The organism is Pseudonocardia adelaidensis (assembly GCF_039543345.1).
Taxonomy (GTDB): domain Bacteria; phylum Actinomycetota; class Actinomycetes; order Mycobacteriales; family Pseudonocardiaceae; genus Pseudonocardia; species Pseudonocardia adelaidensis.
On record NZ_BAABJO010000065.1, the window covers coordinates 1 to 15,893 of the forward strand.

Annotated in this window: 13 protein-coding genes; 5 read left to right on the plus strand and 8 right to left on the minus strand. The window is 74.4% G+C overall.

All coding sequences use genetic code 11. The features are described 5' to 3' along the window. From ABEA81_RS41805 to ABEA81_RS41820, 4 genes are all read right to left on the minus strand, one after another. Window positions 1-256, minus strand: a 256-nt coding sequence (locus ABEA81_RS41805; protein ID WP_345613533.1) for a hypothetical protein, incomplete at its 3' end; no start/stop codon positions are given. Window positions 257-266: 10 nt separating this feature from the next. Beyond that, entirely contained in the window at window positions 267-734 is a 468-nt protein-coding gene (locus ABEA81_RS41810; protein ID WP_345613535.1) for an NUDIX domain-containing protein, read from the minus strand. Window positions 735-772: 38 nt separating this feature from the next. Then, on the minus strand, window positions 773-1,858 hold the full coding sequence (locus tag ABEA81_RS41815) for a glycoside hydrolase family 172 protein (RefSeq protein ID WP_345613537.1): 1,086 nt from the start codon (window positions 1,856-1,858) through the stop codon (window positions 773-775). A 69-nt stretch (window positions 1,859-1,927) separates the two neighbouring features. Next, entirely contained in the window at window positions 1,928-3,835 is a 1,908-nt protein-coding gene (locus ABEA81_RS41820) for an FAD/NAD(P)-binding protein (protein WP_345613539.1), read from the minus strand. Window positions 3,836-4,265: 430 nt separating this feature from the next. Between ABEA81_RS41820 and ABEA81_RS41825 the strand changes: the two genes are divergently transcribed. Then, window positions 4,266-5,375, plus strand: coding sequence for an LLM class flavin-dependent oxidoreductase (locus tag ABEA81_RS41825; RefSeq protein WP_345613541.1), 1,110 nt, complete (start codon window positions 4,266-4,268; stop codon window positions 5,373-5,375). A gap of 64 nt (window positions 5,376-5,439) precedes the next feature. Here ABEA81_RS41825 and ABEA81_RS41830 read toward each other — a convergent pair whose 3' ends face one another. Beyond that, window positions 5,440-6,213: an LLM class F420-dependent oxidoreductase gene (locus ABEA81_RS41830; protein WP_345613543.1), complete on the minus strand. Its 774-nt coding sequence runs from the start codon at window positions 6,211-6,213 to the stop codon at window positions 5,440-5,442. A 248-nt stretch (window positions 6,214-6,461) separates the two neighbouring features. On the opposite strand from ABEA81_RS41830, the gene ABEA81_RS41835 reads away from it, so the two are divergent. Beyond that, complete coding sequence (locus tag ABEA81_RS41835) at window positions 6,462-6,809, plus strand: DUF742 domain-containing protein (RefSeq protein WP_345613545.1); 348 nt, start codon at window positions 6,462-6,464, stop codon at window positions 6,807-6,809. Between the two features lie 15 nt (window positions 6,810-6,824). Here the strand turns inward: ABEA81_RS41835 and ABEA81_RS41840 are convergent, their stop codons facing one another. From ABEA81_RS41840 to ABEA81_RS41850, 3 genes are all read right to left on the minus strand, one after another. Beyond that, window positions 6,825-8,990, minus strand: a complete 2,166-nt coding sequence (locus tag ABEA81_RS41840) for a putative bifunctional diguanylate cyclase/phosphodiesterase (protein WP_345613547.1) — start codon at window positions 8,988-8,990, stop codon at window positions 6,825-6,827. 101 nt (window positions 8,991-9,091) lie between these two features. Beyond that, window positions 9,092-9,463: a hypothetical protein gene (locus tag ABEA81_RS41845; protein ID WP_345613549.1), complete on the minus strand. Its 372-nt coding sequence runs from the start codon at window positions 9,461-9,463 to the stop codon at window positions 9,092-9,094. Between the two features lie 96 nt (window positions 9,464-9,559). Next, window positions 9,560-12,085 carry a DEAD/DEAH box helicase gene (locus ABEA81_RS41850; protein ID WP_345613551.1) on the minus strand — a complete coding sequence of 842 codons (2,526 nt, stop codon included), beginning with the start codon at window positions 12,083-12,085 and terminating at the stop codon, window positions 9,560-9,562. 62 nt (window positions 12,086-12,147) lie between these two features. Here ABEA81_RS41850 and ABEA81_RS41855 point away from each other — a divergent pair, with 62 nt between their 5' ends. The 3 genes from ABEA81_RS41855 to ABEA81_RS41865 all read left to right on the plus strand — a co-directional run. Continuing rightward, the gene (locus ABEA81_RS41855; RefSeq protein WP_345613553.1) at window positions 12,148-13,689 is read left to right on the plus strand and encodes an ATP-dependent DNA ligase; all 1,542 of its coding nucleotides are present in this window, start codon (window positions 12,148-12,150) and stop codon (window positions 13,687-13,689) included. Between the two features lie 149 nt (window positions 13,690-13,838). Beyond that, window positions 13,839-14,585 (plus strand): HAD family hydrolase, encoded by a 747-nt coding sequence (locus ABEA81_RS41860; RefSeq protein ID WP_345613555.1) that lies wholly within the window; start codon window positions 13,839-13,841, stop codon window positions 14,583-14,585. Next, a partial coding sequence (locus tag ABEA81_RS41865) for a glycoside hydrolase family 65 protein (protein ID WP_459077167.1) occupies window positions 14,582-15,893 on the plus strand: 1,312 nt, incomplete at its 3' end. The genes ABEA81_RS41860 and ABEA81_RS41865, both read left to right, overlap by 4 nt.

Below are 15,893 nucleotides of genomic sequence, written 5' to 3' on the forward strand. Positions count from 1 at the left end.
CGCTCGCCGCGGCCGCCGCGAGCCCGAGCAGCGGGCCGCTCACGGCGGCGGGCGGGCGGACCCCGGCCGCGCGCAGCACCCCGGCGAGCGCACCGACCCCCACCCCGGCGGCCGTGCCCGCGAGCAGGTCCGAGCCCAGGCGGGCCCGGTCCGCCCGTGCGGCGGAGGCGTCGAGCGGGGCGGTGGCGAGGAACGCGGCCGCGCCGGCGGCGCCCGCCGCGGAGCCGCGCAGCAGTCCGGAGAGCAGTGATCCCACGACGGTCCCGCTACCCGGCGAGCAGGGCCGGCAACCGGTCCAGCAGCGGCAGCTGCCCTTTCGTGATCTTCCTCCGGGCGGCGTCGAGACCGAACCACGCGGCGCGGTCGATCTCGGGGAACTCCTGCTGCCGCCCCGACCGCGGCGGCCACTCCAGCGTGAACGTGCCGGGCACGATCCGGTCGGCGTCGAAGTCGGCGGCGAGGGCGAACGCCGTGATCCGCTTCCCACCCGAGAGCCGCACCTCCCCGAGGTCGACGAGCACCCCGTCCGGGAGGGGCGCGCCGAGCTCCTCGGCGAACTCCCTGGCCGCCGCCGCCCGCGGGTCCTCGTCGGGGCCGTGCTCGCCCTTGGGGATCGACCACGCCCCGTCGTCCTTGCGGGCCCAGAACGGCCCGCCCATGTGCCCGAGCAGCACCTCGGTGCCGTCCGGCCCCGGTCGGTGCAGCACCACTCCCGCGCTCCGCGTCGCCGCCACCCGAGGAAGTGTGGCAGGTCCCGCGCTCGGCACGGCCGTCAGCAGACCTCCAGGTGGTCGGCGTCGGGGGTCGGCGGCCGCCGGGTGGAGGTCCGGTCGAGGTAGAACCAGGCGACCGAGGCGATGTCGTCCTGCAGCTGCAGGTAACGCCTGCCGGAGCGCCAGCCGAGCGCCTGGACGTCGACGGACAGCGCGTGCGCGAACCGGATGGGGTCGGGCAGGTGCCAGCGGTACATGCCGAAGCGCTGCTGGCTGCGGTAGCAGCCGTCGGGGCGCAGGACCTGGTGCAGCCCGAGGTAGGGGGTGGTGAAGGCGGTGTAGCCGCTGCCGGGGACGTCGAAGTTCCAGGCGCCGCCGAAGTAGTCCTCGGTGCCGGTGCCGCAGATGGTGGGGAGCACGTCGTCGGCGTCCCGGTCGTCGTCGAGGTAGAACTTCACCTCGCCCTCGCCCCACCAGCCGCTCGAGTTGGTGGCCCAGGCGAGGTAGGTGCCGACGTAGTGCCCCCGCCCGGTGACGCCGTCGACGAGCGTGTGCGTGTCGCCCTTCGCGAGGGGGTTGTCGCGCCGCCACTGGGCGTGCAGGTAGCCGGCCTGCTCGGGCACCGGGGCGAGCGAGTAGGTGATCTGGAAGTAGACGATCGCCGGGTCCGGCCCGATGTTCTCCAGCGTGATCCGGGCGGCCGACCGGAACGGCATCTGCCAGTAGCTGTTGAAGCCCCCGTGCGGGTTCACCGCCACGACCTGGGACGACAGCTGGGCGAACTCGCCCCACCCGTGGCAGAAGAAGTCGCCGATCGGCACCTCGACCGCCGGTTCGGCGTCGCCGTCCCAATGCATCCGCAGCAGCAGGCTGCGCCAGTGCGAGGGGTGGGTGGTGATCCAGATGTGCTGCACCACGCCGGGCCCGTCGATCTCGGCGAGGGAGGCGGTCCTGCCGGCCGGCACCTCGATCGAGGGCGAGACCTTCCAGCCGCGGCCGAGGTCGCGGGCGGCCGCCGCGCCGGTGCCCTCGGTGGCGCCGCCGCCCGCGCCGGGGGCCCCGGTCGGGTTCTCGGGGCTGATCGAGCGGGTGACCGCCGTGCTCAGAAGGGCCATCTCGGGTTGCAGCGGGATGGGGTGCGCCATCGGTGCCTCCGCGGACGTTCGGCGTCGTGAAATCGATTTCCACCGTCGCGGTCGCACCGTATCGGACGACTACGCGGCCGCGGCCCGTGCCCCGGGGAGGCTGCGCAGCACCGCCCGGGCGACGGCGTCGTTGTAGCGCAGGCTCTGGGCGTTCATGCCGGGACGCGTGAACGCCCCCGCCACCTTCACCGTGGTGTGCGGGCCCACCGCGAACCGCCGCGGGTGCACGGTGCCCGTGGCGTCGATCAGCGCCCCGTCGGACGGCCGGACCCGGATCAGGCCGGTGTTGCGCAGGACGGTGCCGCCGGCGTCCCGCAGCACCTCCTCGCTCACGGCGCCGTCGGCGAGCAGGGCGGCGATCAGCGGGTCGGTGGTGCGCGACGCGCTCGGGCCGGGCAGGCGCGCGTCGACGAGGGTGCGGGCCGTGACCGGCGGCCCACCCGCCACGCTGGAGCTGCCGGCGCGGAAGGCGCCGTCTGCGACGTCCACCCACATCCCCTCGCCGAGGAACGCGACGTACCCGGCACGCGACAGCGCGAGCAGCTCGCGCACCCTGAAGCCGGGCGGGCCGCTCGCGACCGCGTTGAAGAAGCCCTGCCACCATGCCAGGTCGACCGCCCGGGAACGGGCCGACAGCACCCCCGAACCGGCGAGGCGGGTGACCTCGCCGTACACCGACAGCATCGCGACGAAGGCGCCCAGGTGCGGCGTGTGCGCCGGATCGACGTGCTGGCGCAGGTCCTCGGCGATCCGCTCGCGCACGAGGGGCTGCAACGCGCCGAGATCCGGGGCGCGCACGCCGGCGAGGGGCTGGTCGAGGGCGACGAGGTCGATCCGGTCGACCGGGTCGGGCACGGCGGCGGCGATCAGCTCGGCCATCGCGGGTGAGCGCCAGTCGAGCCGGGAGAAGCGCGCCGCGAACTCGGCCCACGGCAGCCGGACGCGCCCCGGGTGGCCGACGAACAGCTCGTGGTACCAGCCCCAGGCGATCTCCTTCGCCATCAACGGCCACGCCTGCGTGCCCAGCTCGACCGGCCCGCCCGAGCCGATCAGCGGGTCGACGGCGGCCGGCCCGAAGAACCGCGGCAGCGGCGGCCGGCCCGCGCGCAGGCCGTAGTGCGGTTTGCTGTGGTAGGGCATCCCGCGGGGGGACCCCGCGACGAGCCGCGGTTCCGCCCCGGACGGCACGTAGCGCAACCCGTCCCCGTCGGGCTCGAACCGCCCGCCCCGCCCTTCGAACAGGAGCACGACCAGGTCGATGAACGCCAGGCCGAGCCCGCGGACGAGCGCGGTCCCACCCGGGGCGATCACCGACAGGTCCGAGTCCGTGGTCTGCTCCGGAGGCAGGTAGGTGAGCCCGGCGTCGTCGGCACGGGCGGCGAGCGCCCGCTCCTCGTCGGTCGGGGTGGCGTCGAGGTGCCCGGACGCGAGGACCACGGCGTCGACGCGCAGCACGTCGCCGTTCTCCAGCCGGACGACCTGCAGGTCACCGTCCTCGGCGAGGCCGACGGCGCGCGTGCGGTGCACGTGCGCCCGCATCCCGGGTGGCAGCCCGGCGATGACCTCCCGCAGCACCCAGCTCAGGTAGGCGCTCTGCAGGCGCCGGGTGGGGAACGTCGAGGAGGTGACGGCGGCCAGCTCGGTGGCGAGCTCGGGGCCGAGGGAGTCGCGGAGGGAGTCGGGGTCGCCGTCCGCCCGGAGCGCCTGCGCCCAGTCCCAGAACGACGGGCCGGGGACGATCGGCCCGTCGCAGACCACGGTCTCGTCGGTGAACATCGTGACGTCGGCGGCCATGGAGTTCATCGCGAGCAGCGGCGACTGGTCGTGGCGCCAGATCCGCCCGGGCCCGGCCGGGTGGGGATCGACGAGGTGCACGTCGATGCCGTCCGGGCCCAGCTCGGGCCCGCTGGCGCCCAGCCGCTCGAGGATCCCGACACCCCGGGGGCCCGCACCGACGATCGCGATGGCAGAGCCCACGGGCGACCGTCCTCACGTGTGCGCAGGATGAACCGCTCCGACTGTAGGTCGGCATCGCGGCGCCGGCACAGGACGTGTGTCCGCCCGCACGCCCGTTGACGGGCGCGGCGGCGGGTGCTGGAGTGGAGGTCGTGGTCTTCTCCACGTTCTGCGCCGTCCGCGTTCCGCTGGTGAGCCGGCGGCACGTCGACCTCGGCCGGGTGTGGTCGGCGGTGTGTCCGGGCTCCTAGGAGCGCCCTGAACGACTCGGGCCTACTGCGCGACGCCCGGGCGGCCCGCGCCGCGTTGGACGTCCGCACCGGTACGACAGCGGTATCGGCGCGAACCTCCGCCTTGCGATGACACCACCTGGACGCCGCTCGCTACGGCCGGAGTTGTTCAGGACCTCTCCTAGCCCGCCACCCCCTCCACCACACTCGAGGAGTACGACATGCCCGTGGAGTTCCTCGGCATGGGAGCCACCAACGACGGCACCGAGACGCGTCCCCGCTCCGGTCCGGCGTTCGACCCGGAGTACACCGTCGCGCTGGCGCGCGCCCACGAGGAGACCGGCTGGGACCGCGTGCTCACCGCGTACGGGAGCGGCAGCGCCGACCCCGCGCAGGGTGCGGCGCTGATCGCCTGCCGCACCGAACGGTTGCAGGTGCTCGTGGCCCACCGGCCGAACGTCTCCTACCCCACGTTCGCGGCGAAGACGATCGCCACGCTGGACGTGATCAGCGGTGGCCGCGCCACCGTGCACGTCATCACCGGCGGCAACGACCACGAACAGCAGCGCGAGGGCGACACGCTGCCCAAGGACCAGCGCTACGCCCGCACCCGCGAGGCGATCCAGATCTTCAAGAAGGCGTGGACGGAGCGCGAACCGTTCGACTTCCACGGCGAGCACTACCGGTTCACCGACTTCGTGCTCGACGTCGAGCCCGTGCAGAAGCCGCGCCCGCGGATCTCGTTCGGCGGGTCGTCGCCCGCCGCGTACCGGGTGGGCGCGGAGGAGGCGGACATCTACGCGCTCTGGGGTGAGCCGCTCGCCGGCACCGCCGAGCAGATCCGCTCGATCACCGAGCTCGCCGCGGCCGCGGGCCGCCCGGCGCCGACCTTCCAGGTGGCCTTCCGCCCGATCCTCGGCCGCACCGAGGAGGAGGCATGGGAGAAGGCCTACGCCACCGTGGCCCGCATCCAGGACCGGACGAAGGGCGGGGTGCAGCTCACCCGCCGCCACAAGCTCACCGACCCGGAGAACGCGGGTTCGCAGCGCCTGCTCGCCGTGGCCGAGCAGGGTGAGCGGCACGACCGGGCGCTGTGGACGGTCACGGCGAAGGCCACCGGCGGCGCGGGCAACTCCACGGCGCTGGTCGGCACGCCCGAGACCGTCGCCGCAGCCCTGCTGGACTACTACGACCTGGGCGTACGGATCCTCTCGGCCCGGGGTTACGACCTGCTGGAGGACGCGCGCGAGTTCGGTCGCGAGGTCATCCCGCTCGTCCGGGCCGAGGTGGCGAAGCGGGACGCGGAGCGGCGCGCATCGGTCCCGGCCTGAGGCCGACCCGTGAGTGGATACGCGTGCTGCAGCACGCGTATCCACTCGCGACCCCCTGGTCGCGTCAGCGCCGGGCGTCGCGCCAGGCGATCCACTCCTTGACGAGACCCAGGTCGTAGCCGGGGCCGCTGACGCCGATCGTGAAGAGGCCCGCCCCGGCCGCGACCAACCGGTCGGCCACGTCCTGCGGAGGCGCGTTCACACCCACGGACCGCACGATCTCGCCCGGGTCGCGGCCGATGTCGGCGCAGTGGCGGTCGAGGATCCCGCACTTGCGGGTGAACGTCTCGAGATCGCCGAAGCCGTGCCAGATCGTGGCGTGCTCGGCGGCGTAGCGCAGGGTCTTGCGCTCCCCACCGCCGCCGATGAGGACGGGGATGTCGCGGGTGGGTGGCGGGTTGAGCCGGGACCAGCGCTCGCGGATGCGGGGGAGGGCCTGCGCGAGGTCGGCCAGCCGGGCGCCTGCCGTGGCGAAGTCGTAGCCGTACTCGTCGTAGTCGCGCTGGAACCAGCCGGCGCCGATCCCGAGGATGAGCCGGCCGCCGGAGATGTGGTCGACGGTGCGCGCCATGTCGGCGAGCAGTTCGGGGTTGCGGTAGCTGTTGCAGGTGACGAGGGCGCCGATCTCGACGCGGCTGGTGGCCTCGGCCCATGCGCCGAGCATCGTCCAGCACTCGAAGTGCTTCCCGTCGCGTTCCCCGTTGAGCGGGAAGAAGTGGTCCCAGTTGAACACGATGTCGACGCCGGCGTCCTCGGCCTCGGCGACGGCGGCGCGGATCTGCGCGTAGTCGGCGTGCTGGGGCTGGATCTGGACAGCGATCCGGATGGGCTGCGTCATGCCCGTGATCCTTCCACTCTCGACCGCGCGGCGAGCGGCTCACACCTAGTGATCATGTGAGCACGAAAAGTGCCACGCGAGTACCCCGTTGCTCCCGACGGCCCGGTGGTGGGGCTGACGGGCGCCCGCTTCGGCGGCGTCCGCAGGAAGCGGAACGGGGGGACCCCGCCCGCGGGCTCCCCTCCCGCCCCGACGTTGCGCCCCCGCGCCCGCCGGACCCCGCGGCGCCACCTGCGCCGGACGTCGAGGTGCCGGACGTCGAGGTGCCGGTCGCCGGTGGGTCGGCGTTCGTGCGGCCGTACGTGTTCACCGGGGGACGGACGCGCGCGTCGCTCGAGCTGTCGATCGAGACGCTCGTGTCGGCCGACGCGCAGGTCGCTCCTGCCGGTCTCACCGGCGAGCACGGCGCCGTGCTGGGCCTGTGCCGGGAGCCACGGGCGGTGGCGCAGCTCGCGGCCCACGCGGCCGTGCCGCTGGGGGTGGCCATGGTCCTCGTGGGAGACCTCGCGGCCGCGGGCGTCGTGACCGTCCACCGCGGCGCTGGCGCCGACCTGGCCCTGATGCGTCGCGTCCTGGGCGGACTCAGGAGGTCGTGAGCCGGGCGGGACCGGTCAGGTCGGTCCCACCGGCCCGCTGAACAGGGCCGGCACCGCCGCCGGGGGCACCGGTGGGGCGAAGTACCAGCCCTGCCCGGTGTCGCAGCCGAGCTTGCGCAGCCGCTCCAGCTGCACCGCGGTCTCCACGACCTCGGCGGTGACGGAGAGGCCGAGCGTGTGGGCCAGCTCGATGAGCAGCGCGAGCACCTCGAGGTCCACCCCGTCGTGGCCGTCCTCGCCGGAGGCGTCGGGCATCCCGGTGGCGAAGGGCCGCGTGACGAACTGCCCGGCGAGCTTCAGCGCGTGCACCGGCAGCGTGCGCAGGTAGGCGAGGTTCGAGTAGCCGGTGCCGAAGTCGTCGATGGCGATGCGCACGCCCATCGCCGCGAGGGCGGGCAGCGCGTCGAGGGGTTCCCCGGTCGTGCCCATGAGGTCGCTCTCGGTGAGCTCGAGCTGCAGCGCGTGGGCCGGCCAGCCGGACTCGGCGAGGACGCTCGCCACGACGTCGACGATCCCGGGCTCGCGCACCTGGCGGGCCGCGAGGTTGACGCTGACGAACAGCTGCGTGTCCGGGTGCTCCTCGCGCCAGCGGACCCCCTGCCGGCACGCCTCGGAGAGCACCCACCTCCCGAGCGGGACGATCAGCCCGCTCTCCTCGGCGAGCGGGATGAACACGTCCGGGCCGATGCGGTCGCCGCCCGGGGGGTCCCACCGCACGAGCGCCTCGACGCCGACCAGCCGCTGGTCGGTGAGGCGGACCAGCGGCTGGTAGTCCAGCACGAACTCACCCGCCTCGAGGGCGTCGGGCATCCGGGCGGACAGCTCGAACCGGGCGACGGCGGCGCGGTGGCGTTCGGCGTCGAACCGCGCGACACGGTTGCGGCCGTCCTTCTTCGCCCAGTGGAGGGTGGTGTCGGCCGCCTTCATGAGGTCCGCGGCCTTCTCGAGCTCCCCGGACCCGGAGGCGCTGTCCTCGCGCTCGACCACGCCGACGCTGGCGGACACGACGATCCGGTGCGGCCCGGAGACGACCGGTCGGCGCACGACGTCCAGCGCCCGCTGCGCCACCCGGAGGGGCTCGGCGGGGTCGGGCCGGTCCGCGGGTCGCTCGACGAGCACGACGAACTCGTCGCCCGCCATCCGGGCGACGAGGTGCCCGGAGCCCCCTGCCCCCGCACGGGCCCCGGAACCGATCCCGGGGCCGACCTCCGCGGCGAGGCGGCGCGCGAGCGTCTGCAGCACGTGGTCGCCGACGTCGTGACCGAGGGTGTCGTTGACGGCCTTGAGGTCGTCGACGTCCAGGTAGCACACCCCGACGTGCCGCCCGGCCTCGAGCGCGGCCTCCAGCCGCTCGAAGAACAGGGTGCGGTTCGGGAGGCCGGTCAGCGGGTCGTGCTCGGCCTGGTGGCGCAGCGACGTCTCGAGGCGGTGCCGCTCGGTGACGTCGGCGATCATGGCGACGATGAAGCGGGGCGCCCCGTCCGGCGCCCGGACCAGGGAGAGCACGATGTCGGTCCAGATCGTCTCGCCGCCGGCGTGGGCGTAGGGCCGTTCGAGCCGGGCGTGCTCCAGCTCGCCGGCCTGCATCGCGCGCAGCGTCTGCCGGTGCTCGTGGTCGTCAGCCGGGATGTACACGTCCACGCTGCGGTGGAGCACCTCGTCGGCCGGGCGGCCGAACATCTCGCAGAGCGCCCGGTTCACCTCCACGATCTCGCCGGCGGCCGTGACGATCGCGATGCCGATCGCCGCGTCGGCGAAGAGCGCTCCGAAGCGGGCTTCGCTCGCCCAGCGCGCCTGCTCGGCGGCGGTCCGGGCGACGAACGCGGCCGCGGTGATCCGCTCCTGCTCGGCGCGCGTGCGCTCCTGGAGGGCGGCGGCGTACCCGCGGGCGAGGGCGGCGAGAACGGCGGGACCGCGGTCCGGGCCGGCCCGGACGAGGGCGGGCCCGAGCACGGTGAGCGTGTGCTCCAGGGTCGACGGGTGGGTGAAGTGGGCCTCCACCAGCCACCGCCCGACGGCGCCCGCCGCTGCCGGGTCACCGGTCCCGGAGGCCGCGTCGAGCAGCACGCCGGCCCGCTCGACGAGCGCGGCGGTCAGCTCGCGGCGCGGGAGTGCGATGAAGCCCGCTGCCTGCACCGAGCCGGCCCACGCAGTGCCGAGCGCCAGCGCGTGATCGCCCATGGCGCGCCCCCGCTCGTGACCCTGACCGCCCGTGTCCAGGGGCGATCTTGGCGGGGAGCCTACCGCTCCGCGCCGGTCGGAGGCCGGATGAGCGATCCGGATCAGGGGGACTGGCGGGGGCGTCCGCCGCGCCTCATGTCGCCGGTGGTGGTGCGACGGCCGGGGTCGAGCAGCCGCTTCCACTTCGCCTGCGCGGCCTGCCGGCTCGACAGCTGCGCCTGCACGGCGTCGGCGACCTGGGCCCAGGTCAGCCCGTCGGCGCGCAGCCTGCGGATGAGGTCGCGCTCGTAGTAGTCGGCCAGGCGGCGCATCTCGCCGACGAGCGCGTACCAGGCCGCTGCGGCGTCCCGGGTGAGCCCGCCGTCCGCGGACACCTCCTTGAGCCGGTCCAGCCGGCCGGTGATGGAGCGGTCGGGCCGGGCGATCATCGGATCGACCCGGTCGAGCCAGCGCACGGCGTCCTCGTACTTCATGCCGTCAATCATTCATTGACGCCTTCGAAACGTCAACCGATCATGGACACCGCGCCCCGGCGTGTCGCCCGGGCCGGGAGCGGGGGAGCGGAGCGGTCAGCCGCCCAGCGGCTCGACGCCGGTGACCCAGACGGCAGGGGTGCCCTGCTCGTCGGACGCGGCGAGGTCGACCTCCGCGGTGATGGCCCAGTCGCCGTGGCCTTCGGGGTCCTCCAGCACCTGCCGGACGAGCCAGCGTTCGGGCTCCTCGGTGACGGAGAACAGCTGCGGGCCACGGGCGTTCGGGCCCGTCCCGATGCCGTCGTCGCCGTGCTCGGCGAAGTACGGCGCGAGGGCCTCCCGCCACGCGTCGGCGTCCCAGCCCGCCTCGGCGTCCAGCTCACCCAGCTCGTCCCACCGGCGCAGGGCGGCGAGCTCGACGCGGCGGAACATCGCGTTGCGCACGAGCACGCGGAAGGCCCGCGGGTTGGCGGTGACGGCGGTGGGCGTGGTGTCGAGCGACGGACGCTCGGGCTCCTCGCCCGTGCCCTCGCCCGCGGCGAGCGCCTCCCACTCGTCGAGGAGGCTGGAGTCGACCTGGCGCACGAGCTCGCCGAGCCACTCCTCGACGTCGACGAGCTCCTCGGTCTTGGCCTCGTCCGGCACGGTCTGGCGCAGGGCGCGGTAGGCGTCGGCGAGGTAGCGCAGCACGAGGCCCTCGGAACGGGCGAGGCCGTAGTGCCCGATGTACTCGACGAACGTCATCGACTTCTCGAACATGTCCCGCGCCACTGACTTCGGCGACAGGTGCGCGTCCTCCACCCACGGGTGGCCGCGGCGGTAGGTCTCCAGCGCGGCGTGCAGGAGCTCGTCGAGGGGCCTCGGGTACGTGACGTCCTCGAGCAGCGCCATCCGCTCCTCGTACTCGATGCCCTCGGCCTTCATCGCCGCGACGGCCTCCCCGCGGGCCTTCTTCTGCTGCGCCTGCAGGACGGGGCGGGGGTCGTCGAGCGTGGCCTCGAGCACCGACAGGACGTCCATCGGGTACTGCGGTGCCTCCTTGTCGAGCAGGTCGACGGCTGCGAGCGCGAACGGGGAGAGCGGCTGGTTGAGCGCGAAGTCCAGCTGCAGGTCGCCGACGAGCCGGACGCGGCGGCCCTCCGCGTCGGGCTCCGGGAGCTCCTCGACGACGCCCGCGGTGCGCAGGGCCCGGTAGATGGCGATGGCGCGCCGGATGTGGCGGAGCTGCCGGGCCCGCGGCTCGTGGTTGTCCTCCAGCAGGTGGCGCATCGCGGTGAACGCGTCCCCGGGCCGGGAGATCACGTTCAGCAGCATCGCGTGGGTGACCTTGAAGTGGCTCGTGAGCGGCTCGGGCTGGGCGTTCTGCAGCTTCTCGTAGCTCGTCTGCGACCACCCGACGAACCCCTCGGGCGGCTGCTTGCGCACCACCCGGCGGCGCTTCTTGGGGTCGTCGCCCGCCTTGGCGAGCAGGCGGGCGTTCTCCACCTCGTGGTCGGGCGCCTCGGCGACGACCGTGCCGGTCGTGTCGTAGCCCGCGCGCCCGGCGCGCCCGGCGATCTGGTGGAACTCGCGGGCCTTGAGCGGCCGGGTGCGCTGCCCGTCGTACTTGCTCAGCGCCGTGAACAGGACCGTGCGGATCGGCACGTTGATGCCGACGCCGAGGGTGTCGGTGCCGCAGATGACCTTCAGCAGTCCCGCCTGCGCCAGCGTCTCCACCAGCCGGCGGTAGCGCGGGAGCATGCCCGCGTGGTGCACGCCGATGCCGTGGCGCACCAGCCGCGAGAGCGTCCGGCCGAAGCCCGCGGTGAATCGGAAGCGCCCGATGAGCTCGGCGATGGCCTGCTTGTCCTCCCGGGACGTCACGTTCACGCTCATCAGCGCCTGCGCCCGCTCGATCGCGGCGGCCTGGGTGAAGTGCACGACGTAGACCGGGGCCTCGTGCGTCTGCAGCAGCTCGGCGATCGTCTCGTGCAGCGGCGTGAGGACGTAGCGGAAGTGCAGCGGCACCGGCCGCTCCACCGAGGTGATCACGGCGGTGTCCCGCCCCGTGCGGCGGGTGAGGTCCTCGCGGAAGAACGAGACGTCGCCGAGCGTGGCGCTCATCAGCAGGAACTGCGCCTGGGGGAGCTCGATCAGCGGCACCTGCCAGGCCCAGCCGCGGTCGGGGTCGGCGTAGAAGTGGAACTCGTCCATCACCACCGATCCGACGTCGGCACCCGGACCGGAGCGCAGCGCGATGTTGGCGAGGATCTCCGCGGTGCAGCAGATGATCGGCGCCTTCTCGTTCACCGCGGCGTCCCCGGTGAGCATCCCGACCTTGTCGGCGCCGAAGGTGTCGATGAGCTGGAAGAACTTCTCGCTGACCAGCGCCTTGATCGGCGCCGTGTAGAAGGTGCGCTCCCCGCGCGCGAGCGCCGCAGCGTGCGCCCCCACCGCGACGAGCGACTTCCCCGAGCCCGTGGGCGTCGAGAGGATCACGTTGCCGCCGGTGACCAGCTCCAGCAGCGCCTCCTCCTGCGCCGGGTAGAGCGAGAGGCCGCGCTCCTCGAACGCCCAGTCGGTGAACGCCTCGACGAGCGCGTCGGGGTCGGGCGCGGGCGGAAGCCGGTCGGTGAGGCTCATGGTGCCTCGATCGTCCCCCACGGTGGATGGCGACGTGACGGCGGCCAGCTACGGTGGCTCTCGTGACGGAGCGGGCCACCCCACGCGGCGTGCCCGCCCTCGTCCCGCCCATGCAGCCGGGGACCGTCACCGGCGACCCGCCCACCGGCCCCGACTGGATGGTGGAGGTGGCCTGGACGGGGCACCGCTGCATCGCCTACGTCGAGCCCGGAAGACGGGTACGGCTGCTCTCGGGCGCGGACAACTCGATGACCGCCGCCTACCCCGAGCTCGCCGAGCCGCTGCTGCGCCGCTCGCCGCCGGGCGGGATGGTCCTCGACGGCACGCTCGTCGCGCGTGGTGAGGAGCACGCCGTGCGCCCACGGCTGATCGCCCGCCGCAGCGCGCGCCACCGCCCGTCGGACGCCACGATCCGGCGCATCCCCGTCGACCTGCAGGTCGCCGACCTGCTGTGGCTCGACGGCCACAGCACCACCGACCTGCCCTACGCCGACCGCCGTGCGCTGCTCGACGGTCTCGGCTTCGCGAGCCCGCCGGTGTGGACCACCTCCCCGCTGCCCGCCACGGAGATCGACACGATGCTCGCGATCGCCGAGCAGAAGGGCGCCGACGGCCTGCACGCCCGCCACGTGCGCGGCCGCTACCACCCCGGGGGGCGTTCGCGGTTCTGGCTGCGCGTGCCCGTCACGCGCACGCGCCAGGTGCTCGTGGGCGGCTGGACGCCCGCCGACCCGCACCGGCCCGAGACGGTGGGCACCCTGCTGCTCGGCGCACCGGTGGCCGACGTTCCCGGTGCCGTGCACTACGTCGGGCGCGTCGGGGTGTCGCTCGGGGACCGGCACCGGCTCTCCACCGCGCTCGCGAACCGCGAGCAGGAAGCGTCCCCGTTCGTCGCCGCGGTGCCCGCGGCCGCCGCCCGGCACGCCCGCTGGGCCCACCCCGGGCTGGTGGGGCTGGCCGAGTTCTCCGGCTGGATCGGCGGCGGCCGGATGCGCCGCCCCTACTGGCGCGGGCTGCTCGACCCCGCGGACGTCCACGAGGACCGGTGGGCCCGTCCGCCGGAACCCGCGCCCGCCGTCCCGGCACCCGGGCCCGCCGACGTGCCGGCCGTGCCGCCGACCGAGCCAGCGCCGGAGGCGCCGCCGGAGCAGGCCCCCGCGGGCGGCGCCGCCACCGAGGTGCGCAGGCTGGAGCAGCACTTCGTCTACAACTCCCTGAACACGATCGCCGCGCTCATCCGCACCGATCCCGGCCGGGCCCGCGACCTGCTCATCGGCTTCGCCGACCTGTCCCGCGCCGCCGACAAGGTGGGCGGGAGCACCCTGGGTGACGAGCTCGCCGCCGTGCACGGGTACCTGCAGCTGGAACAGGCCCGGTTCGGCCCGCGGCTGCAGGTGGCGGTGGACGTCGCGCCCACCCTGCACCCGCTCCCGGTGACCCCGATGCAGATCCTCGCCGCCGTGCGCGAGGCCGTTCAGCGCGACATCGAGCCGCGGCCGGAGGGCGGCCTGCTCACCCTCGCGGCGCGCCCGGTGGAAGGCGGGTGCGAGGTGCGGGTGACGGGCGGCTCGGCCGCGGTCCGGACGATCCGCCTGCCCTCGTAGGACGCCGGCGCCCGCTCGGTGACGCCGGCGTGGCCATGCCGGCCGTGGAGCCCGGCGGTCAGCGCTGGCAGCCGCCCCGGCGAGCCGGGATCCGTCCGCGTCGCCGACTCCGCCTCCCTCCGTGATCGCGGGCTCGGTACCGTGCGCACATGCTGGGCCTTCCCGACGGCACGCGCGCGTGCCTCTTCGACCTCGACGGCGTGCTCACCGACACGGCCAGCGTGCACGCCGCTGCGTGGAAGCAGATGTTCGACGAGTACCTGCGGGCCCGCGCCGAGCGGGAGGGCACCCCGTTCCGGCCGTTCGACGTCACGAGCGACTACGCCGCGTACGTGGACGGCAAACCGCGCCTGGAGGGCACCGACTCGTTCTTGCGCTCCCGCGGGATCGAGCTCCCCGCGGGTGGGCCGGGCGACGCCCCGGACGCCGAGACCGTGTACGCCCTGGCCACCCGCAAGAACGCGCTGGTCCAGGAGAAGATCGTCACCGTCGGGGTGGAGGTGTACCCGGGTTCGGTGCGCTACCTGCACGCCGTGAAGGACGCCGGCCTCGCCACGGCCGTCGTGTCCTCCTCGGCGAACGCGGGGCAGGTGCTCGAGGTCGCGGGCCTCGCGGGCCTCATCGACCACCGCGTCGACGGGATCACCGCGATGGAGCGCGGTCTGCCGGGCAAGCCCGCGCCCGACACGTTCCTCGCCGCGGCCGCCGACCTCGGCGTCGGCAAGGGCGAGGCCGTCGTGTTCGAGGACGCCCTCGCGGGCGTCGCGTCGGGGAAGGCGGGCGGCTTCGGGTTCGTCGTCGGGGTGGACCGGCTCGGGCAGGCCGACGCACTGCGCGCGCACGGCGCCGACATCGTCGTCACCGACCTCGCCGACCTGCTGGGCAACGCGTCATGAGCCCCGATCCGGGCCGCGCGTTCGCGGTGGAGCCGTGGGTGGTGCGGGAGCCACGGTTGGACCTGGACCGGATGGGCCAGGTCGAGTCGGTGTTCGCGCTGTCCAACGGGCACATCGGGCTGCGGGCGAACCTCGACGAGGGCGATCCGCACGCGATGCCGGGGACGTACCTGAACTCGTTCTACGAGCGGCGGCCGCTGCCCTACGCGGAGGGCGGGTACGGGTACCCGGAGTCCGGGCAGACGATCATCAACGTCACCAACGGCAAGCTGATCCGGCTGCTGGTGGAGGACGAGCCGTTCGACCTGCGCTACGGGCAGCTGCACCGGCACGAGCGGGTGCTCGACCTGCGGGCCGGCACGCTCACCCGTGAGGTCGAGTGGGCCTCGCCCGCGGGCCGGGTGGTGCGGGTCCGTTCCACGCGGCTGGTGTCGCTCACCCAGCGGGCGATCGCCGCGATCGAGTACGAGGTGGAGGTGCTCGACGCGCCCGCCCTGCTCGTCGTGCAGTCGGAGCTGGTGGCGAACGAGCAGCTGCCGGCGCGCGACGAGGCCGACCCGCGCGTCGAGGCCGCGCTCACCGACCCGCTCGTCGCCGAGCAGCACCGCTGCGACGAGGCGGGCGCCACGCTGCTGCACCGCACCCGCCGCTCCGGGCTGCGGGTGGCCGCGGCGATGGACCACGAGGTGCACGGCCCGGAAGGGGTCAAGGTCACCTCCGAGGCCACCGAGGACATCGGGCGCACCACCGTGATCGCGCGCCTCGAGCCCGGGCGGACGCTGCGGCTGGTGAAGTACCTGGCCTACGGCTGGTCGTCGCGGCGGTCGCTGCCCGCACTGCACGACCAGGTCCGCGCGGCGCTGGCGGCGGCCCGCTACACCGGCTGGGACGGCCTGTGCGGTGAGCAGCAGGCGTACCTGGACGACTTCTGGGAGACCGCGGACGTCGAGATCGACGGTGACGCCGAGCTGCAGCAGGCCGTGCGGCTCGCGGCGTTCCACGTGCTGCAGGCCGGCGCCCGCGCCGAAAGGCGGGCGATCGGGGCGAAGGGGCTCACCGGCGAGGGCTACGACGGCCACACCTTCTGGGACACCGAGACCTTCTGCATCCCTGTCCTGTCCCACATCGCCCCGGATGCCGCGGCCGACGCGCTGCGCTGGCGCCAGTCGATCCTCCCGCTCGCCTACGAGCGCGCCGAGCAGCTGGGCCTGCGCGGGGCGGCGTTCCCGTGGCGCACCATCCGGGGCCAGGAGTGTTCGGGCTACTGGCCCGCCGGCACCGCGGCGTTCCACATCAACGCCGACATCG